This is a genomic window from Aliidiomarina halalkaliphila (genome assembly GCF_007096385.1).
Classification (GTDB): domain Bacteria; phylum Pseudomonadota; class Gammaproteobacteria; order Enterobacterales; family Alteromonadaceae; genus Aliidiomarina; species Aliidiomarina halalkaliphila.
Genome location: NZ_VJWL01000001.1, coordinates 1,396,673 through 1,417,471 on the forward strand (window position 1 = coordinate 1,396,673; position 20,799 = coordinate 1,417,471).

Annotated in this window: 18 protein-coding genes; 1 reads left to right on the forward strand and 17 read right to left on the reverse strand. The window is 50.7% G+C overall.

Annotation, left to right across the window (positions count from 1 at the left end; all coding sequences use genetic code 11):
• Nucleotides 1-65 precede the first annotated feature (65 nt).
• From FM042_RS06470 to FM042_RS06535, 14 genes are all read right to left on the reverse strand, one after another.
• The gene (locus FM042_RS06470; RefSeq protein ID WP_143235490.1) at nt 66-614 is read right to left on the reverse strand and encodes a hypothetical protein; all 549 of its coding nucleotides are present in this window, start codon (nt 612-614) and stop codon (nt 66-68) included.
• Nucleotides 614-1,837: a type II secretion system F family protein gene (locus FM042_RS06475; protein ID WP_143235492.1), complete on the reverse strand. Its 1,224-nt coding sequence runs from the start codon at nt 1,835-1,837 to the stop codon at nt 614-616. Before FM042_RS06475 ends, FM042_RS06470 begins: the two co-directional genes overlap by 1 nt.
• Complete coding sequence (locus tag FM042_RS06480) at nt 1,837-3,603, reverse strand: GspE/PulE family protein (RefSeq protein WP_143235494.1); 1,767 nt, start codon at nt 3,601-3,603, stop codon at nt 1,837-1,839. The genes FM042_RS06475 and FM042_RS06480 overlap by 1 nt, the downstream gene beginning before the upstream one ends.
• A complete protein-coding gene (locus tag FM042_RS06485) occupies nt 3,603-4,748 on the reverse strand; it encodes a tetratricopeptide repeat protein (RefSeq protein ID WP_143235496.1) in 1,146 nt (381 codons plus the stop codon). The genes FM042_RS06480 and FM042_RS06485 overlap by 1 nt, the downstream gene beginning before the upstream one ends.
• On the reverse strand, nt 4,745-5,656 hold the full coding sequence (locus tag FM042_RS06490) for an ExeA family protein (protein ID WP_143235498.1): 912 nt from the start codon (nt 5,654-5,656) through the stop codon (nt 4,745-4,747). The genes FM042_RS06485 and FM042_RS06490 overlap by 4 nt, the downstream gene beginning before the upstream one ends.
• 8 nt (nt 5,657-5,664) lie before the next feature.
• Nucleotides 5,665-7,347 carry a pilus (MSHA type) biogenesis protein MshL gene (gene mshL / locus FM042_RS06495; RefSeq protein WP_143235499.1) on the reverse strand — a complete coding sequence of 561 codons (1,683 nt, stop codon included), beginning with the start codon at nt 7,345-7,347 and terminating at the stop codon, nt 5,665-5,667.
• Nucleotides 7,344-7,697, reverse strand: a complete 354-nt coding sequence (locus tag FM042_RS06500; protein ID WP_143235501.1) for a general secretion pathway protein GspB — start codon at nt 7,695-7,697, stop codon at nt 7,344-7,346. Before FM042_RS06500 ends, mshL begins: the two co-directional genes overlap by 4 nt.
• Nucleotides 7,687-8,325 carry a type II secretion system protein GspM gene (gspM, locus tag FM042_RS06505; RefSeq protein WP_143235503.1) on the reverse strand — a complete coding sequence of 213 codons (639 nt, stop codon included), beginning with the start codon at nt 8,323-8,325 and terminating at the stop codon, nt 7,687-7,689. The genes FM042_RS06500 and gspM overlap by 11 nt, the downstream gene beginning before the upstream one ends.
• Entirely contained in the window at nt 8,322-9,071 is a 750-nt protein-coding gene (locus tag FM042_RS06510; protein ID WP_143235505.1) for a PilN domain-containing protein, read from the reverse strand. The genes gspM and FM042_RS06510 overlap by 4 nt, the downstream gene beginning before the upstream one ends.
• Nucleotides 9,068-10,033 (reverse strand): hypothetical protein, encoded by a 966-nt coding sequence (locus tag FM042_RS06515; RefSeq protein ID WP_143235507.1) that lies wholly within the window; start codon nt 10,031-10,033, stop codon nt 9,068-9,070. Before FM042_RS06515 ends, FM042_RS06510 begins: the two co-directional genes overlap by 4 nt.
• A gap of 257 nt (nt 10,034-10,290) precedes the next feature.
• Nucleotides 10,291-11,370: a dihydroorotase gene (gene pyrC / locus FM042_RS06520; RefSeq protein ID WP_143235509.1), complete on the reverse strand. Its 1,080-nt coding sequence runs from the start codon at nt 11,368-11,370 to the stop codon at nt 10,291-10,293.
• 140 nt (nt 11,371-11,510) lie between these two features.
• Nucleotides 11,511-13,526: a MacB family efflux pump subunit gene (locus FM042_RS06525; protein ID WP_143235511.1), complete on the reverse strand. Its 2,016-nt coding sequence runs from the start codon at nt 13,524-13,526 to the stop codon at nt 11,511-11,513.
• Between the two features lies 1 nt (nt 13,527).
• Nucleotides 13,528-14,676: an efflux RND transporter periplasmic adaptor subunit gene (locus FM042_RS06530; RefSeq protein WP_143235513.1), complete on the reverse strand. Its 1,149-nt coding sequence runs from the start codon at nt 14,674-14,676 to the stop codon at nt 13,528-13,530.
• On the reverse strand, nt 14,676-15,299 hold the full coding sequence (locus FM042_RS06535; RefSeq protein ID WP_143235515.1) for a thymidine kinase: 624 nt from the start codon (nt 15,297-15,299) through the stop codon (nt 14,676-14,678). Before FM042_RS06535 ends, FM042_RS06530 begins: the two co-directional genes overlap by 1 nt.
• Before the next feature lie 267 nt (nt 15,300-15,566).
• On the opposite strand from FM042_RS06535, the gene FM042_RS06540 reads away from it, so the two are divergent.
• On the forward strand, nt 15,567-16,823 hold the full coding sequence (locus tag FM042_RS06540) for an adenosine deaminase family protein (protein WP_143235516.1): 1,257 nt from the start codon (nt 15,567-15,569) through the stop codon (nt 16,821-16,823).
• Nucleotides 16,824-16,890: 67 nt separating this feature from the next.
• Here the strand turns inward: FM042_RS06540 and FM042_RS06545 are convergent, their stop codons facing one another.
• The 3 genes from FM042_RS06545 to FM042_RS06555 all read right to left on the reverse strand — a co-directional run bounded on the left by FM042_RS06545 (nt 16,891) and on the right by FM042_RS06555 (nt 20,503).
• Nucleotides 16,891-18,366 carry an NAD-dependent succinate-semialdehyde dehydrogenase gene (locus FM042_RS06545; protein ID WP_143235519.1) on the reverse strand — a complete coding sequence of 492 codons (1,476 nt, stop codon included), beginning with the start codon at nt 18,364-18,366 and terminating at the stop codon, nt 16,891-16,893.
• A 227-nt stretch (nt 18,367-18,593) separates the two neighbouring features.
• Nucleotides 18,594-19,115, reverse strand: coding sequence for a single-stranded DNA-binding protein (gene ssb, locus FM042_RS06550; RefSeq protein WP_143235521.1), 522 nt, complete (start codon nt 19,113-19,115; stop codon nt 18,594-18,596).
• Nucleotides 19,116-19,129: 14 nt separating this feature from the next.
• Nucleotides 19,130-20,503: an MFS transporter gene (locus FM042_RS06555; RefSeq protein ID WP_143235523.1), complete on the reverse strand. Its 1,374-nt coding sequence runs from the start codon at nt 20,501-20,503 to the stop codon at nt 19,130-19,132.
• Between the last annotated feature and the right edge of the window lie 296 nt (nt 20,504-20,799).

Here is a 20,799-nt window from a genome sequence, read left to right on the forward strand (position 1 = left end):
AAATAACAAAAGTTATAAAATTTATTACATCATTTCTATCAACAGGTTGATATAAAAAAGCGCATTCAAGCTCTCGGTACATGATGCACAATGTGACCCGTTTGTGGGTAATAATCAAATCGCACCACACCCCCATAACTATACCTACAGTATAGTTGGCTGTCACGTGCTTGCCATTCAACCTGTACCGGTTCGCGCATCGATTCTGCGCTCGCTAACATGTCCCATAGTCCACGACAAAACGGAACACCAGTTACGGAACCGTCTGGACTCGCTGGCCAACCGTTCCCTTGCATGGGTATAGTTATCGGCGCTCCCGAATCAAACTCAAACCGAACCGATGCAGGCCCTTGCAAACGTATCCATTCTAAACGGGCGAGCATAATACGGGTTTGAAATCGATTGGCCGCTGAATCAAATTCCACTTCCCGCCATCCAATCACCGTATCAGGATTCATTTCTACCGATGCTTGGCGCGTAAATAAACCGACTAATGTCATGGAGATCAGCACAGTGACCAAGATCATGCCGATGCGCATATTGCGGTCATAGATCGACTTGTCGCGGCGTTGGCGAGCGATCTTCTCCATCCTGCGCTGCGGATCCTGTTGCATTACAGACCTCCTGAGTAGGCCCCCATCATATTCCACATGGGCAAAAATATTCCCATCGCAAGCAATAGCACTAAGCCCGCCACAAAGGTAATCAAAATCGGCTCTATGCGTGCTGTTACTGTTTTTAAATCATAGTCTACTTCGCGCTCGTAGTACTCTGCGGCCTCATCGAGCAAGGCGTCGAGATTTCCGGTCTCTTCACCCACGGCGATCATCTGCAACACCAACGGCGAAAACAATTGGCTTTGGCGCGCCACTTTCAAGAGTGAATCACCGCGTTCAATACCCCGTCGCATCTCCACGACACGCACTGCCATATATTGGTTATCGAGGGCATCACTCACCATAGATAATGCTTGTGTTAATGGCACACCGGCGTTCAGCATCACACTAAAGCTGCGGCAAAATCGACCCAGCAAGCTCCGCTCAATAATATCCCCCACTGCGGGCAACTTAATTTTCAATCGATCCCAGCGTTCCTTCGAGCCCGGCTGCGCTAGCCAATAACTGAGCCCCACAACACTAAGCACAGCACCAATCACAAGCGTCCACCAATAATTCACAAAGAAATTCGAGCTACCAATGAGTATTTGAGTCACCATAGGAAGCTCTACGCCATATCCAGAAAACATCTCTGCAAATCGCGGAATCACCAGAATATTAAGGGCGGTGATAGCGATAACGAGAAAACCCAACACAAACGACGGATAGCGGGTGGCTTGCTTGATGCGCTTTCGCGTATCTAATTCACTTTCAAGGTAGGCTGCCAATTGTGCAAAGGATTCTTCTAAGCGCCCGGTGTTCTCACCTACGTGCACGACGGCCACCACCACGCGAGGAAATACTTTGGGGTGATCCGACATGGCGGTGGACAATCCACGCCCACGTTCCAATTGGTCGGTCATATCCAACAACGCTCGCTGTAAGCGCTTGTTGGTTGCGTTTGTCGCCAAACCCTCAATGGCCCGCAGCATTGGGATGCCAGCTTTCGTGAGCGAGTACATTTGCCGGATAAACATAATGAGTTCAGGCAATGGTACTGGCATGGTAAGCAAATTCTTCCAATCCACGCCCATGCTGCCATCTGCACTGGATTTTATTTGCTGAGGAATGATTCCCTTACGGATGAGTTGTTGCGCAATAGCGGCTTCATCGGGGCCCTGCAGCATACCGCGCACGGTTTTGCCCTGTCGGTCGCGCCCTTGATAATGAAACTCGGCCATTAGTCAGATCCTTCATCGGTATCCGCCACCAGCTCCGCTTCGACGTCGTCAAATACTGGCGTGCCCGCCGCTAACGTGAGCACTTCCGCCACCGTCGTCAATCCTGCAACAGCATAGCCTAAGCCTACTTCCGCCAAGGTTTTAAAATCTTTACTTTCCCGTGCAGCCACGGAAAAGGCTTGCGTATCTTCCAAACGCAGCGCCGTCATCATCGGTTCATTAATTTCTAATAACTCGAATACACCAACACGCCCGCGATAACCGCTGAAATTACACCGCTGGCATCCGCGACCATGATAAAACTGCGCATCTTCTGGCACGTCAGACACAACACTGCGCAATAGCGCTTTCTGCTGGGCATCCGGCTGATGTGGGGTTTTGCAATGTTCACAGATTCGTCGTACTAAGCGCTGGGCGATAATTGCGCGCAAGGCACTCGCCACCAGATAGGGCGCGCCGCCCATATCAATTAAGCGCATGGCTGAGGTGATGGCATCGTTGGTGTGTAATGTGGAAAGAACCAAGTGACCTGTAATCGCGCCCCGTAAACCAATTTCTACAGTTTCCTGATCGCGCATTTCCCCCACCATCAAGATATCGGGATCCTGACGTAATGTGGTGCGCAGTACGCGACCGAAGTTTAATCCAATCTTGCTATTCACCTGAACCTGAGAAATCCGTGGCAAACGGTATTCCACCGGATCTTCCACGGTAATAATTTTCTTATGAGGTTGATTTAACTCGCTGAGTATTGCGTAGAGCGTGGTTGTTTTACCGGAACCAGTTGGACCCGTTACCAGAATCATGCCGTGCGGGCGCGTCATGTGGTAGCGCACCTTCTTGATCATATTTTCTGGCATACCGGTTTGCTCAATGGATAACAATCCTTGGGATTGGTCGAGCAAACGCATAACGCAGGCTTCGCCATATTGCACCGGCAGCGTTGATAAACGCACGTCGATGTCGTGGTTACGCACCTTAATTTGAAAACGCCCATCTTGCGGCAAACGTTTTTCAGAAATATCCAAACCCGCCATAAGCTTGAGTCGCAATACTAGGGCCGAGGCAATCCCGCGCTCATCAAGAATATTCTCTTGTAACTGACCGTCGACCCGTTGGCGGATCCGTAAGCCGGTTTCTTCTGGTTCGATGTGAATATCCGACGCACGTATTTGTACCGCGTCTGCAAAAATAGATTTCAATAAGCGCGCGACGGTAACGTCATCGTCATCGTCGGAATCCACCATGGTGCTGAGATCAAGCTCATCTTCATCACGGGATTCTTGCTGCAATTGACTGGCAAACTGCTCAATTTCTTCTGTGCGCCGATACAAACTATCGAAAGAATCCAAGAGTTGCCGTTCCGACACCACAGCTAACTGTATTTCTCGCGGTGCGAGAATAGCGCTGAGTGCATCAATGGCGGTGAGGTCGGCGGGATCGCCCATAGCCACTAACGCGGTTTGCTCGTCTGCTTCAATCACCAATGCGCGGTGGCGCCGTGCCTGTACTTCAGGCACTAACTTGGCCACACTGGCTTCTACGCGTTTTTCTGACAAATCAACACGGGGCACGCCGAGCTGTTGCGAAAGGAAGTCTAACAGCTGATTTTCTTCTAAATGACCGAGTTCGATCAACAAGTCTCCAAGCTTACGCCCGGAGGTTTTTTGACTGGCTAAGGCTTCTGATAAATGCGCTTCACTGATCACACCTTCATGAACCAATAGGTCCCCTAAGCGCATTTTTAATCGAGGTCTGCGTGCCATTAGTAGCCTAACGCCTCCCTACGGTCGAGTGCAAAATTACGGGCGCTCTCTGACAAGCTGCGATCTTGCAACGCACGTCGATAGGCTTCCGCCGCTTCTTGCATGTTCAGAGGGTCTCCCGAACGCTCTAACGAAAACCCGAGGGCTAACCACCAATTCCCTTGGTCACTGCGCCAGCTTACCAACTGGCGATAAGAAGCAATGGCTAGCGTATATTCTTCCAATTCGGTGGCAGCCGCGCCCTGCAATATCAATAAGTCGGCGTCTTGCGGCAACCTAAATTGACGCCCACGTAAAAGATCAAGGGCTGCTCTTGGTTCATCAATGCGTTCGTAGATACGTGCCTTTAACAACAATAAATCCGATGCGCCTGGATTGCGCTCTAACGCATCTCGGAGTAATTGTAGCGCTTCCCCAGCGAATCCTCGGCTAAACTGAATCGCGGCCAATTGTTCAATACTACCGATATGATCGGGGTTGACCAGTAAGGCTTCACGAAACCGTTGCACGGCATTTCGATTGTGCCCCGCAGAAAGGGCATCCATACCACGTTGGAATAACCGATCCGCGGAACCAACGCCATTACCGCTGCGTTGAATCGACATTTCCCCGGGGTCGTCACTGGCTGTCACTGTCGTATCTGCAGGTGTCACGACCGGCATGCTCGTTTGCGCTGGTACTTGCACTTGCTCAGATACGGCTACTTCTACCGGCTCCACAGGTTGTTCTGCGCGGGTTTGTGTCGGTTCTAGATCGGTGACCACAACGGTCGCTTGCTCGCCTCGAGTCGTGCGCGGTCTCGTTTCCTCTGGCTCGCCCTCCGCCCGCGTACTTGCGTCTGCGGTTTCTGCATCTGCACGCTGCGATGCAGCATCTTGAGTAGGCTCAGAAATCAGCACAGGCACGCGCTGAATTTGAAGTTGCTCTGCCGAAGGTCGCGCATCACTTGCAGGCGCCGATAACCGCTCATGAAGCCACGATAATGCTAAAAATGCGAGTAAGGCGAATACGCCTCCCCACAGGATCAAGCGCAATCGCCGAGTTCGCAACGGCCGACCCAAATACACCGACTTTGGACGATTGGCACCAAATTGTGGCTTATCGCGCTTGTCGATATCTTTGAGCATTTGATTAATGATACTCACGCGTTAAACCACCCTAACCACCACCCGGCACCTGTAACCACGGCTAATGCAGCTACAAAGCCACCAGTGAACCACAGCCAGTCGTGTTGCCTTGGCATACGTGCATCTTCGGTATCGGCGATCGCCATCTTGGCGTCTTTGGTACTGATGGTGTAGTTACCGGCACCATAGGCCAGTAGCAACATTTTGTGACACAAAATATTGGCTAAACGGGGTACACCACGGCTTGCGCGATGAAGCCACCACAGAACTTCCGAAGAAAAGAGTTCAGGACCACGGTAACCGGCCACTTGCACCCGATGGTGCACATATCGGGCTAGCTCATCTTCACTCAGCGTTTCAAGTTGATAGGAAAAGCTCACGCGCTGACGTAATTGACGCAATTGTCGGGTCGCCAAGCGTTCATCGAGCTCGGGTTGACCAAACATCACCAACTGCACCAGTTTGCGCGTTTCTGTTTCCAAATTCGAGAGTAAGCGGAGGGCTTCTAAACTATCATCGGGCAGCGCTTGCGCTTCATCGATGATGAGTACCACTGAACGACCGCTTCGATTGATATCTAATAGTTGTTGTTCAATCGCTCGCGTGAGTTGATGCTGGTCGATACTTTGATGGTCAGTAATGCCCAATTCGGAGGCAACCGCATGGCGCAACGCTTCCGCAGGGAGGTATGGATTTGGAATATAAGCGGTTACGAAGTGATCCGGTACTTCATTTAATAACTTGCGACACAATAAGGTTTTACCGGTACCTACTTCACCGGTCACTTTAATAAAACCTTCGCCAGTTTTCAGTGCGGTCAGCAACACTTGCAAGGCTTCGTCATGCACACGCAAGCCACAATAAAAACTCGTATTGGGCGTTAGTGTGAACGGCAATTCAGAAAAGCCGAAGTGATATAAATACATGCGTACCCCTAGTTACTGTTATACCAGCGGCGAAGCAAATCGCGCGATGTTTCTAGCTCGTTATCCCACGTATCTACGCCCACAATGGTCGGCCGCAACATAATCACAAGTTCTTTTTTTACTTCTCGCTGACGACGATTTTTAAATAATTCACCGAGGCCGGGAATGCTTCCTAAGACGGGAACCTGACTCGACTCATCTTGATAGGATGTTTGCATGAGACCACCGATCACGACAACTTCACCATCGCGCGCTCGAATAACCGTATCCGACTCCCGAATATTACTCCGAGCCAATGGCAACACAAAACTGTCGCGGTTGAGGGTCACCACTTTTTCTTGCTCTCGGGTTTCCGTCACCGAAGGGCGAATATGCAAAGTAATGGTGCCGTCATCACTAATTTGCGGCGTCACATCAAGCGCAATACCAGAGAAAAATGGCGTGAGCTGAATATTCGGTGTTGAAGTGGTCGCCGTGCCGGTAATTGTGGTCGTCGATACGTCCGTAACAAAGTATTCGTCTTCGCCAATCTTAATCACGGCTTTTTGATTATTGGTCGCGGTCACCCGCGGATTCGAAAGCACCTGAACCGTGCCCTGTGTCGACAGCAGCTCCAACATGCCATTAAAGTTGGCCGTTTCGAACTGGAACCCGACAGCGCCACCGAGCGAAGAACGGTCCATCGACATCCCACTAAAGCTAAACTGACTCGTTCCGCCGCCAATCGCGTTGGTAATCCGAGTCCAATCAACGCCTTGTTGATAACTCTCATTCAGCTGTACTTCCACAATCCGCGCCTCAAGAATCACCTGGCGCTGCAAGCTCCGTTCTGCCGACTGCAAGAAATCCCGGGCTGCTCGTAATTCATGGGGATATGCACGAATGGTGGCAAGTCCCGCTTGCGGTGACACCACCACGCTGCGCCCCCCACCATCACCAATAATTCCAGACAATGTACGCTCTAGATCTTTCCAAAAATCTGTTTCTGAACGGCTTGAAATCGTTGACCCAGTTTGCCCCATGATGCCGCCTTGTTGACCACCAACGCCACCTTGGGCACCACCAGGTTGTCCAAATGATCCGGCCGTTCCTCCTTGAGCGCCGCCTTGCCCACGTGTACCTTGTACACCACCTTGGCCACCTTGCGCGGCCACGCCGCCGGAAGTGATCGAGGTTTGTGACATACCTTCACGGGTTAACAACAAATAATTTAGCGTCATGGTTTCGGTGCGTAATCCCGCAGGGAACACACGGTAAATACGCCCTTCCCGACGCACATCAAAACCATATATATCTTGCACCACATCGAGCGCTTCTTGCAGAGTCACATCGCGCAGATTGACAGTAATGCTGCCCTGTACATCAGGGTGCACGACTAAACTGTACGGGCTTTCATTGGTGAGTTGCGCGAAAAAGTCTGCGGCGGGAACCTGTCGTGCCTGAATTGAAAAACGGGGTTCTTCGAGAATCGACGAACTCGCTCGGGTCGTTAGCGGTTGCCGTAAATTGCCTCGAACATCATCCGGTAACGACGTTGCACGGCGATCGTCACTGGCTTGTGTACCGGTTCTCAACGCATCTTCTGCTTCCCGCACAAGTTGCTCATCGGGCTTACTTAAACAGCCCATCAACAGCATGGATGATGTAATCGCGATGACCGCTTTTTGTAAGTAACGCCCGCTTTTTCTCATGGTTGTTCCTTTAAGGTACTTCTCACCAAACCAGCAAATACCGACAACACGATGGTTTCCTCGTCTCGATACAAGGTCACACGGTCGGGCTCGATGCGAATCACCGTCCACCCTCTTATCTCATCGCCACGCTGGTAAAGTTCACCGTTAATACTCACCACGCTTTGGGTTGATGAGTAACGAATAAAATCTAAATTCAAATTAGGTAGGCGAGCAACGCTACGAGCTGTTTGCTCACTCACAACAACCAAAGGGCGCGTCGGATCCCGCTCCCCTGCCTCTTGCGCGCTGCTCCCGTAACTCACACCTAGTAGCCACAGTAGGCTTATTAATAACGCTTTACAAGGCACGCTGCACCTCCGCTTGACTCAGGGTGTAAAGGGTTAACTTCACCACTGCATTCGGGTGCTGGCCCACTTGATAGTCAAGGGCTTGCCAATAGAAACCTATCGGCAACCGCTGCACGCTCGCTAAATAATCGCGGACAGCAAAATAAGTGCCCTCTAGCTCCACCTCAACGGTGTGCTGGTACACGGTTCCACCCACGGCACCACTCAAAAAGGGCTCGGGCGGATGCGTATCAAATGCGCGCAACTTTAATCCCGCGTGCCCGGTTAATAGCGCTTGCATCCACACCAATAACTGCTCGGGCTCAACAAAGTCGGCTAATTCGTCCAACTGTTGTTCAAGTCGATCATTACGTGCACCCAATTGGCGCTTGCGGGCTTCTAGTTCGTTGTTAGGATCCCCGGCCACATGCTGACGTAAACGGCTAATCTCTTGGTTAACACGATTGCTATCTGCGGTGATTTGGCGCATTTGTCGCTCAAGTTGTGCTTGCGCTACCTGTGCCCGATCCACGAATAACAAAAAGCTCAACCAGCCCACCATGGCAACGAATAATATACTGAAGATAACGCGTTCGCGTTCAGAGCGGGCCGTAAACCACTGGTTGCCTTTCTCCATGATGGATTTCATTCACCACCCCCAGTGCCTATGCGACGCAATGCTTCTTCCAGATCCGCTTCTTCCGAGTCAGTCTCAGGGCTCTCTTGCGCTTGTGCCTGATCATTCATGGTGTCAGCGCTGTCATCTTCAGGGGTTTGCGGCACATATTCGGGAGCAATACCGGTGCCCGAACTCTGTAGAACAAATCGCAACACGTCACGATCATCACGACGTAATTCAACCATACTAAAATGACGGCGTGATAAAGTGTTTGATTGCCGGAAACCACTCAACCAATACGGTAAAATAGCGGGGTCTGTGGATTGTCCTGTTAATATTAATTGGTTCTGCGATTGTTGAATTCGAGTCAGCCAAATTCCGTCCTGATGATGGCGCGCAAGATCAGTCAGTAGCCCGGCAAAATCATGCCGACGCAATTGCCCACGGCGGCGCATCTCGGCTAACAATGATTGCCGTAATTGAACTTCAGTTTCCAATCGTTGCACTTCCCGGGTTAAGTCTGTGCGAGGGCGCATATCACGCACCTGTTCTGCTAATCGGGTCATTTCTGCTTGTTTCTGTAATTGCTCGGTACGCGCCGCTTCGATACGGTCACTAAATGCAGATTGCTGCACTTCCAAAACAACACGCCAACCTAGCATCAGAATAAAAACGAGCACCAGAGTGATCACGAGTCGGTCAAACGTTAGCAGCACTTGCCGTGGCTGAAGGTCCGCGCGATACAGGTTAACTGTCTGTTTTAATCCTGGCTTCATGCAGCCCCCCGCTTTTCTTTAGGGACGGCATGATTCACTAACCAAAGTAAACCAGATAACGCAGCTAGATCGGAATAGTCGTTGGCACCCAATTCTTTTGCCCACGCCGGGTAACTGAGCATACCCACCTGCATGCCGAGTTGAGCGCTAATCACCTCGGCAATCGTTTCCACTTTATCGTGACCAAAGGCGAACTCTATGTGTGCTAAAGCCGCTTGCCGTAACTGGCTGCTAAAGAAATCCTGTGAGCGTTGCAGCTCAATGGCCAGATCTTCCAATAAGGTCATGTCGGCAGCGTTGAGATTGGGCAAATCAAAACTTTGTTGGAGGCGACGGGATAACACGAGTTGCTGGTGAACAATAATATGTAGGTTTGCGCGCTGACCTTTATGCTGATTCAGGAGCATGAGTTTTTGGTCAGGTTCTGTCCATAGGGTTAAGGCTAACGCATCAGTAACAATGCCCTGAACGACTAAACCATGGCGGGTTAAAACATCGACCCAAGAAGTTAATAGTGCCCGACTTGCCGCTACCACATTGATCTTGCGCGAGCCGGAAACTTGAATTGGAATATCGTAATAATCAGTAATTAAATCTGCAGGCGGCATGCTTACCAAATCCCGCAGCGTCCATTGCAATGCGGCAGCGACGTCTGCATCTGGCACATCGGGGCGCTCAACACTAACGAGCTCCACATGGGGTTCGCTCACAACCAGTTGCACCCACTGATGTTTGAAATCAAGGCGTTTGTATTTGCTGAGTAAAGCGTCGATCGCCGTTGGCACATCGCCCTCAACAATCTCTTGTTCGTCATTGACGACCAATGAGAAGTGTTGCTGCTCAAATTCAAGGGCGCTACCCGACTCATCGTCTGCTTTCATTACCGCCATTTGCACGGTGTTCTCGCAGATCCCGAATGATACGAGCAACCGACGTTTTTTATGCGAAAACCAATTAAGCAATGCCACCCCTTAAACGTATGTTGCTTCTCGTTATCGGTCATTCGATATGCCGATAATTCTAATTATTGTCGTGCTAAATACTTTTTAGATCAGTCTGGGTCGAACTGGAAAAACAACATAGCTCGTCCATATCGCAACTAATATTTTTTATGACTATCAGTGTACCGAGAAAATGATACAAAGGGTCAATAATTTTCCATACCATTTGTCATATTATTTTTTTTATAATGCCGATAATACAGCATTTATTTTAACCGTTAACTCCCTGACTTTGTCCGCACTTGATACTGCAACTCACGTCCCGCCCAGTAAGGCACCCAGGTGGTATTCCCGTGTGTCACCCGTTGCGGCGCTGTCCAAGTACGTCGTTCTAGAACAAGCTTATCGGCATTGCGGGGTAAACCATAAAAATCGGCGCCGAAAAAGCTCGCAAACCCTTCGAGCTTATCTAATGCCCCAAAGTGTGCAAACAATTCGGCATACAACTCAATTGCACTAAATGCGGAAAAACAGCCTGCACAACCGCAAGCCGTTTCTTTATTGGCTTGCACATGAGGAGCCGAATCCGTTCCCAAGAAAAATTTCGGATTGCCACTGAGGGCGGCCTGCTGCAACGCTTCTTGATGGTTCCGGCGCTTCAGCACTGGCAAACAGTAATTGTGTACATGAACACCGCCTACCAATAAATCATTTCGATTCATCAACAAATGCTGGGGAGTAATGGTGGCCCCCACATGGGCTGATGCGCTCTTTACAAAATCAACCGCATCCGCCGTTGTAATATGCTCGAACACGACTTTGAGGGCAGGGAATTTGCGCGTGATAGGCGCTAGATAGCGGTCGATAAATACCTTCTCGCGGTCAAAAATATCGATATCCGAGGTCGTCACTTCCCCATGCACCAGTAATGGTACTCCGTGCGCTTGCATAGCGTCGAACACGGCATCCATACCATCAATATCGGTTACGCCACTTGCCGAATTCGTCGTTGCGCCTGCTGGGTATAGTTTAAAGCCAATGATCGTTGGGTCGGCGGCAGCGTCTTGCACATCGGTGGCTGTAGTCGTTTGAGTTAAATACAACGCCATTTTCGGATCGAACGTCATACCCTCGGGTAATTCAGCCAAAATTCGCTGGCGATACGCACTCGCCATGCTTACATTGCTCACGGGTGGCACAAGATTCGGCATGACAACCGCCCGGTGAAATACCCGGGCCGTTGCCGGTACCGTCATTCCCAATACGTCGTCGTCACGCAAGTGAACATGCCAGTCGTCTGGGCGGGTGATTTCAAGAACATCCGGAAGGGAAACAGGCTTAAAACTCGAGCTCGACATGTAGACTACCTTTACCTAACTTGTGCATAAAAACGATTCTTTAGAGTATATCTTGTACAGGTTCGAGTGCCTACCAGTTCCATAAACAAAAGGCGGGGCTGCTTGTACAGACCCGCCTTATTCGGAAACAACACAACCCGCTATTCGGACGCGAGCGCCTGAACCGGATCCAGCTGTGCCGCTTTGCGTGCTGGTACATAACCGAAGATGAGTCCGGTTAAGAATGAACACCCAAACGCCAACAATACGGGTGTGGTCGCAAACACAACTGTGGTACCTAAACTTGCAATAACCCAAGTAATCCCCAAACCTAATGCGACCCCAATAACACCCCCTAGTAGGGCTACGGTGACCGCTTCAATGAGAAACTGCAGTCGAATTTGTGCCCTTTTGGCACCCACCGCCATACGAATGCCGATTTCACGGGTACGCTCAGTCACACTCACTAGCATAATGTTCATTACGCCAATGCCCCCGACTACCAACGAAATCACAGCAATGACACCTAGCAGTAATGTCATGGTGTTTTGGGTTTCTGTCGCGGTCTCAATAATGGAGGCCATATTGCGGATGGTGAAGTCTTCTACCCCATGTCGTTCCAGTAAAATCGCGTGTACTTTATCATGCGCGACTTCCATCACCTGAGAGTCGCTGCTTACTGCCGCTACGGTGATATTTCGTACCCAACGCTGCCCAAAAAGTCGGAGCGACCCAGTATTAAAGGGAACAAACACAACGTCATCTTGATCTTGTCCCCAGGGGGAGGCACCCCGCTCACTCATGACACCAATCACACGAAACAGCACGTTATTAATCAGCATCACTTCGCCGAGCGGATCCCGGTCGGGGAACAGTTGTCGCGCCACGGTTTGCCCGATAACTGCCACGGTGGCATACAATTGGTCGTCCTCATCGGTAAAGAAGCTCCCTCGAGCTACCTCCCATTGTCGCGCAATTGGGAAACTAGCATAGGTTGCATTCACTTGAGTTTCTTTATCAAACCCTTCGCGCCTTAATGTACGGTTACCGGTAAGCTCGGGCACCGCAGCAAGCACTTCCGGTATGGCATTAATGGCATCGGCATCTTCCGGTGTAAGCGTAGCTACCCCCCAGCGTCCGCGCTGATTCGGCGCCCCCGGAAACACACTCAACAAATTCGAGCCCATGGCGCTAATGCGATCCACTACGTCTTGGCGCGCGCCTTGACCAATAGCCAACATAGAAATCACCGCAGCCACACCAATAACGATACCCAATAAGGTCAACGCCGTACGAAATATGTTCTGCCGCAAGGCACCAAATGCGGTAAAGAAAGCTCGCATTAAATCAAGAACACTACTTGGCTGCGACACACCAGGACCTGCCGGAGGTGTCGCGGATGATTGCCGTTCACGTAAGCGCTTATCACTTAGAATGTGTCCGTCTTTGAGTTCGATAACGCGCTCTGCATGAGCTGCCACATCGTGGTCGTGGGTAATGACAATCACCGTATGACCCTGTTCGGATAAGTCCTGTAGCAGCGCCATCACTTCTTGGCCACTTTGTGAATCTAAAGCCCCGGTGGGCTCATCGGCTAGAATGATCTCGCCGCCGTTCATCAATGCCCGTGCAATAGACACGCGTTGCTGTTGACCACCAGACAATTCCGTCGGCTTATGATGCATTCGTTCAGCGAGGCCAAGCCGAGTCAAGAGCGCTTCGGCTCTCGCTCGTCGAGCATCACTACTTAATGCGGTATAGCTAGCAGGCAACTCTGTGTTCGCAACGGCATTCGCGCCACCCAACAAATTATACTGCTGGAACACAAAGCCAAAGGCGCCACGGCGCAAGCGGGCAAGATCGTCCGGATCCATATCCGCGACCCGTTCACCTTTAAACCAATATTCCCCGCTGCTAGGTTTATCCAAACAGCCTAAAATATTCATTAAGGTAGATTTACCCGAACCCGAGCTCCCCACAATTGCGACAAAGTCACCCTGTTCGATATCCATATCGATACCGTGTAAAACCTGCGTGGTAAGTGCGCCGGTTTGATAACTTTTGGTGACTCCACGGATGCGGATCAGAGGCTCACCACCACTGCGTGTTTTTACTGGCGCTTTACCCGTGGTCACCACGGGATCTGCTGTGAGGGTATCAGACACAGAATCAGTCATATTAGAACATCCGCCCGCCACGACTACCGGCGCCATTCGGGCCGCCTGCTTGCTGTCGTGGAATCACAACGTGATCACCTGGACTCAAACCATCGCGGATTTCGATATACACTCGGTCCGTTAATCCCGTACGTACTGTTACCGATTCTGTTTGTCCATCTGCGCGAAGTACATCAACGGTGCCCTGGCCACGACCACTTGGGCGTACAGCGGCGAAGGGAACAGACAGCACATCTTCGGCACTGTCGACCACAAAGAACACCTGGGTGGTCATTTGTGGTAGCAAACGCCCTTCTGGGTTGGGGACATCAAAGAGTGCGTTGTAGAGCACCACATTGTTTTCAATCGTTGGCGTCGGTTCGATTAAATCCAATGAACTATTCCACCGTTGTCCGCGGTTACCTAAGGTCGTAAAATAAACGGGCATATCATCGCGCAAGCGACCGATATCGGCTTCTGAAACCTGGGCTTCCACGCTCATTACCGATAAATCAGCGATCGTTAGAATCGTTGGTGTCGTTTGAGCTGCGTTCAGGGTTTGGCCGCGACGCGCCGGGATGTTTACGACGGTGCCCGACATCGGCGCAAAAATTCGGGTGTAGTTGAGGTTTGCCTCTTCTGCTCGCAATGACGACTCGGTTTGCTCGATCTGCGCAATAATCTGATCAATCCGTGCATTTTCCGCCCGCGCGGTTGCTTCCGCGCTTTGCACCATTTCTTCAGAGGTGGCGCGATCGGCCAACAATCGTTGCTGGCGGTTTAAATTTATCTCAGCAATATCGCGGTTGGCCTCGCGCTCGCGCAATTGACCTTGTTGGAATTTCAATTGGGCGCGGGTTCCATCTAAGCGTGCTTCGAGTACGGTAGCGTCAATTTCAGCGAGGAGCTGACCGGCTTCTACCTGATCACCAATATTCACATGAATGCGCTCAAGTTGCCCCGACACTTGCGCTCCCACATCAACAAAATCCAATGGTTGTAGGCGCCCGGTTGCCGTAACCACCACTTCAATCGTGCGGGTTTCAACGGTACTGGTATTATACCGGGGTTCCCCGTCGTCTTTTGGCCACACCCACCAACTCACTGCGGCGACACCCACAAGTCCGAGTATGACAAGCCACAACCACGCTTTACTCTTGCCCTTCGCCATTATTTTCCTTCCTCAATTAATGGAAACTGCTGCTGGTCAATACCGGCGTGTTCCAATGCTTCAACCCAATGTTTACGACAGCAAGAGACATATCGCTCATTACCACCAATAGAAATTTGTTCGCCGCCGGTAATAGCTTTGCCATCTTGGCCCGAGCGGTACACCATGGTGGCTTTGCGACCACAAAAACAGATCGTCTTAATTTCTGATAATTTATCGGCAATAGCTAATAACGTGGCACTGCCAGGGAAGGCATTACCAAAGGCATCGGTACGAATGCCATAGCACATTACCGGCGTATGCAAACCATCTACCGCTCGTGCTAATTGCCACACTTGTTCTGGCGTTAAAAACTGGGCTTCATCCAGTAACACGCAATCAATCGTTTGCGTGGCTAGCTTGTCAGCAATCACCCGATATAAATCCGTTTTCTCGGTAAAGGTCTCAGCGCTACGAGTAAGCCCTAAACGCGAGTGAATTTTGCCTTCACCCACGCGCGTATCTAATGCCGGAGTCAGCAACAACACGCGCTGATCCCGTTCTTCGTAGTTATAGGCGACTTGCAACAGTGATGTGCTTTTCCCTGCGTTCATTGCCGAGTAAGTGAAGTAAAGCGAGGCCATGAGTCTATTCCGTGATTAATCTGTTATCGGTATTTTTGCGTTTAGGTACGAACAGTCTGTTCATTTCTAAGCGTTGTAACAAAAATAGTGCAGCCTGTATGGTGCCCCAATCTACCGTAAAAAGCATTGCTACAATGTGAATAAATTGTGCAACTTAACCTGCGCCGATTGTAAGCCCAGACCTAGCGATCCACACCAGATATCCGCGCAATGCCATGAAAAATGCGATACAATACGCGGTTAATTTAAACAAGTAGGAGTAATGCCATGGCGAGTGCGTCAAAATCTGCCCCAACCACCTATTCATTAGACTTTATTCGCGAATTGCCAAAAGCGGATTTGCACTTGCACCTCGATGGTAGCTTACGTCCTCAGGGCCTGATTGAAATGGCCAAACGCAGTAAAGTGGAATTACCGTCTTACAGCGTGGACGGACTGAAAGAGCTCGTTTTCAAAGAGAAGTACAATAATCTTGGTGAGTATTTGAATGGGTTTCAGTACACCTGCTCGGTGCTCCGAGATCTCGAGAACATGGAGCAAGCCGCTTATGAGCTGGCCATGGATAACCTCGACGAGGGCGTGAATTACATTGAAGTTCGCTTTGCCCCGCAATTACTGATGGACCCGGCTCGCGGCATTGGCTTTGATGAAGTGATGCACGCCGTGAACAATGGCTTGAAGAAAGCCAAAATCGAATATAATCGGCGCCCAGATGTTGGCTTTGAAGCAGGCTTAAAGCCGCCATTTGAGTACGGTATTATTAACTGCGCCATGCGCATGTTTGGCAAAAAAGGGTTCTCGCCCTACTACACTCAGTTGTTCCAATTGTTGCGTGACCACGCGCCCATGGACGTGATTAAATCCGCGGCAATGGAACTCATTCGCGCCAGCGTTCGTATGCGCGATGAAGATGGCTTGCCGATTGTAGGTCTCGACATTGCCGGTCAGGAAAATGGCTATCCAGCCAGTAAGTTTAAAGAAGTATACGAGTACGCCCATCAAAACTTCCTATTAAAAACTGTGCATGCGGGTGAAGCCTATGGTGCGGAAAGTATTTTCGAGGCCCTCACCCAATGCTATGCAGATCGCCTGGGCCACGGCTACTCATTATTCTCGCCCGAGATGATTGAAGACCCTTCGATTACCGATAAGGATGCTTACAGCCGCAGCCTGGCATCGTACATTGCTGATCGCCGCATTGCCGTGGAAGTGTGCTTAACCAGCAACCTACAAACCAATCCGGCAATTACCGATATTAAAGCGCATAACTTTAAGCACATGCTGAACAATCGCATTGCCACGGTTATTTGCACCGATAATCGCTTGGTGTCGAACACCACCGTAAGCGACGAATACAAGTTGGCACTGGATAATTTCCCAGTTCCATTAAAGCGTCTTAAAGATATGGTGGCTTACGGTTTTAAGAAGAATTTCTTCCCAGGCAATTACGTGGAAAAGCGTGCTTACGCCAAACATGCCCTCGAGCATTTTGATGTGGTCGCACGGAAGTATGGGTTTATTTAACCGGTAGAGAAGGTCGCGGAGAACGCGTGATGCGTCTCCGCGTGCTGCATTTTAAGTCACGCCGTAACTAGTCATTAGGGTCAGCAAACCCGCCATAACTCAGATACTTCCACTCGGTGTATTCATCGAGCCCTTGGTGTGAACCTTCGCGACCAATCCCTGATGATTTTACGCCACCAAAAGGGGCCGTAGCGTTCGACACAATCCCTGTATTGATCCCCACCATGCCAGCTTCAAGCGCTTCGGCAACGCGCTGAATACGATAAATATCTCGAGCATAAAAGTACGACGCCAGCCCAAACTCGGTATCATTAGCCCAGGCGATGGCCTCATCGTCTTTGCCGAATTTAAACACCGGCGCCATGGGCCCGAAGGTCTCTTCTCGGGCGCACAGCATTGATTGCGTGCAATCGGCGATTACGGTGGGTTCAAACCATAATCCACCCAGCTTGTGGCCTTGCCCACCTAACAGTAAGCGGCCCCCTTGGGCTTTCGCATCATCAATATGGCGGGCTACTTTATCGACCGCGGCTTGGTTGATCAGCGGGCCGATGTCAACACCGGCATCCCGCCCGTCACCGACTTTTAAGGATTTTACTTTTTCAGTGAATTTAGCAAGAAACTCATCGTAAACGCCTGCTTGCACATAAATACGATTAGCGCACACACAGGTTTGTCCGGCGTTGCGGAATTTACAAGCAACGGCGCCCGCAACGGCTGCATCAATATCGGCATCATCAAATACAATAAATGGCGCATTGCCGCCTAACTCTAGTGATACTCGTTTTACCGTAGGGGCCGACGCCGCCATCAAGTGCGAGCCCACTGCAGTAGAACCGGTAAAACTCAGCTTGCGCACGAGCGGGCTGTCGGTAAATACCGGACCAATCACTTTCGACTCCCCCGTCACCACATTAAAAACACCCGCGGGTATGCCTGCTTTCTCCCCTAATGCGGCCAATGCAAGGGCTGAAAATGGGCTTTCTGACGCAGGCCGCACCACCATAGTGCAGCCCGCAGCGAGAGCCGGGGCAACCTTGCGGGTAATCATAGCTGCGGGGAAATTCCACGGTGTAATGGCCACACACACACCGACGGGTTCCCGGGTGACCACCACCCGGTTTGACGGATCCAGTCCAGGAATGGTGTCGCCGTACATCCGCCGCGCTTCTTCGGCATACCACTCAATAAAGCTTGCGGCGTATTGAACCTCGCCTTTGGCTTCAGCAACGGGCTTACCCATCTCTACACACATGAGTTCTGCGAGCACATCCGCATGGTCCATGATTTCTTGGTACCACGCTTTTAAAATGTCGGCCCGTTCTTTGGCGCTGGTCTTTCGCCAGCGTTTAAATGCATCATGGGCCGCTTGAATCGCTTCTGCGGTTTCCAGTGCCGTGAGCGCAGGTACTCGCCCTACCCGTTCACCGTTCGCAGGATTGCTGACATCGAGCATATCTCCAGACGCGCTACTGCGCCATTTCCCATTGATATAACAGGCTTGGTGAAGTACTTCGTCGAGATGAACGGCAGAATCAGACATCGAACACTCCTGTGTGTTAGTGAGGTTGGTAGGCTATGCAAAAGCTTGAAGTCGTTCCTACCTTTTGCATATAGATATAAGGGTAGCGTATCTACGCTTGCCTACCAGTTTCTTTTCATCGTATTTCATGGTTTTAGCATGTATTTCGCTTCTCTAGCGGATATAAAAAAGCCCCGCACGTGCGGGGCTATATAAATATATTTTACAAAATAAGTCTCAGGTGTGCTCTAGAATGGAATATCATCATCAAAATCGTTATCCAACGGCGCTGGCTGTGGCGCGGCCGGGCGTTGCTGAGGTTGGCTTTGACCACCACCTTGCTGAGGTGCACCACCACCTTGTGGCTTACCGCCACCTTGGTTTTGCTGATAACCACCTTGCGATTGGCCACTGTAGTCGCCACTACCACCGCGACTATCGAGCATTTGCATTTCGTTTGCCACGATTTCTGTCGTGTAACGATCGGTGCCACTTTGATCCTGCCATTTGCGGGTTTGTAAGCGGCCTTCGATATACACTTTCGAGCCTTTCTTTAAATATTCACCAGCAATTTCTGCGAGGCGGCGATAACACACCACGCGATGCCATTCAGTAAGCTCTTTTTGCTCGCCGGTTTGCTTATCTTTCCAAGTTTCACTGGTGGCAAGATTGAGGTTTGCGATGGCCACACTATTCTGCGTGTAGCGCACTTCTGGGTCTGCGCCCAAGTTACCGATCAAAATTACTTTGTTCACTCCACGACTGGCCATTCCATTCTCCTGTTTTAGTTCTGATAGCGTGCAATTAATGCTTGAATTGCCGCCGCGTCATATTGATCACGCTTAATTTTTAAATAGGTTGTGCCTTCTTCAGGTAGCACGATGGCTTCTTCTATACCCGGTTGTTCGATTAGAGCGGCAGCGAGTGCTTCTGTATGTTCCACAGGCACACCGGCGATCGACAAATTCATCCGCGTTGTTGCCGCAACTTGACGAAGCCCAGCACTGGCAAGTATCCACAATACTAACAGCGCAATGGCGAAAAGCATAACCGCAAGTGTGCCGCCCTGCTGGTAAAAATAGCCACCAGCAGCACCGCCAATAAAGGCGCCCGCAAACTGACAGGTGGTAAACAAACCACTGGCACTACCTTTACTTCCTGCCGGTGCATGCTGGGTAAGCAATGCTGGAAAGCTTGCTTCTAGATAATTAAAGCCTATGAAGAATATCCACACAGAAAGCACAATTGTCCAGAGTTGATCGCTAAATAACGCAATAACTGACAAAGCGACCACAAGGAGCGTCATCGCAAGACGCATGCCGAGCACTTGTTGCTGTCGCCGCACGAGCACAATCATCATGGGAACCATCACCGCAAACGACAAAATCAGCGTGGGTAAATAGAGCCAGCTGTGATGTTGCGGCGCGAGCCCCGCTTCCACCATTTGTAATGGTAAAGTGACAAACCACGCCGTAAGGACAAGGTGCAAAACGAACACGCCAAAGTTTAAGCGTCCTAGTTGGCTATCACGGAGCAAACGTCCTAACTCTTTGGGTACTGGCAGCACATCGCGACTAGGCACTTTCTGATGGGTCGCTGGCATGACTTTCCAGAGCATCACCATGCCGCCGAGTGCCAACACTGCGGTGAACCAGAACAAACCGGACATACCGATTTGCTCCCCAAGAATGGGCGCAATGATCAAAGCTAACACAAAGGATAAACCGATACCCATGCCGATCACCGCCATAACCTTCGGGCGCTGATCTTCTCGCGCGGAATCTGCGGCCAAAGCGAGCACTGCGCCAGCAATCGCTCCGGCCCCTTGCATCACTCGACCGATAATCACGCCGTGCATGGTTTCTGCCATGGCGGCCACAACACTGCCGAGGGCAAACACAAAGAGACCTGCAAAAATGACCGGACGGCGACCAATACGATCAGAGAGCCAACCCATTGGAATTTGCAAGAATGCTTGGGTGAGTCCGTACGCCCCAATGGCGACACCCACCAAAAATGGCGTGTAATCTGGATACACCTGACCATAAATCGCCATCACAGGCATGATCAAAAACAGCCCTAGCATACGTAAACCAAACACAGAGGCTAACGCAATGGCCGCTTTTTTCTCGGTGCGATTCAGTCCAGATTGATTCATGGGTTCCAATAAAAGTTTCAGTAACGAATTAATCGGAAACAGCTATCTCGCTATACGCCAACGCAGTGCGTTGTGTAGGTGCTTCCGCGCTGATTATCGCCGGGGCAGCTGCCTGGCTCAGTGCCAACGCAGTGCGTTAGGTACTAAGAGCGGCGAGTTTATCAGATTCCATAGGGACTCGTCAGCCTGAAAGCGCTTTGCGGCTTCAAGAACAGGTACGCTTTGTGCGATAATGGTGGATTACTGTTCGGCTGCGATCGCATTCTTTCTGCGTTTTTCCTGCGGCAGGTACACAT